Source organism: Vibrio sp. 2130-1 (genome assembly GCF_033339515.1).
The window spans coordinates 1-545 of record NZ_JAWOUT010000626.1 but is presented as its reverse complement, the minus strand read 5'-3'; the positions used below and the strand labels follow the sequence as shown (position 1 = coordinate 545).

Here is a 545-nt window from a genome sequence, read left to right as displayed (position 1 = left end):
TCAGATGATATTCCAAGACCCATCGGCGAGCCTCAATCCGAGATTGACGATTTCAGAATGTATCGCAGAGCCGTTACTCACACACCAACCTCAACTCAAACGCGCCGAAGTCGAAAAACGCGTCATTGCGATGATGGACAAAGTGGGTCTGTTGGCAAGCCAACGTAACCGATATCCGCATGAGTTTTCTGGCGGTCAGTGCCAACGTGTTGGCATCGCGCGCGCCTTAATCCTCAACCCGGACTTAGTGGTGTGTGATGAACCCGTCAGTGCATTGGATGTATCGATTCAAGCGCAGGTCATTAATTTGCTCGACGACCTTAAACAAGAAATGGGACTGACACTGGTGATGATCGCTCATGACCTCAGCGTTGTGCGCCATATCAGCGACCGAGTAATGGTGATGTACCTTGGCAAACCAATGGAAGTGGGACGCTACGACCAAGTGTTCGACGATGCTCAGCATCCCTACACAAAAGCATTGCTTTCTGCGGTACCGATTGCCAATCCTCAACTTGCACGCAACCGCGACATCCAATTGTTGC

1 protein-coding gene is annotated in these 545 nt (G+C 50.8%); it reads left to right on the top strand.

The features are described 5' to 3' along the window. A partial coding sequence (locus R7Q09_RS27785; RefSeq protein WP_318144164.1) for an ATP-binding cassette domain-containing protein occupies nt 1–545 on the top strand: 545 nt, incomplete at both ends.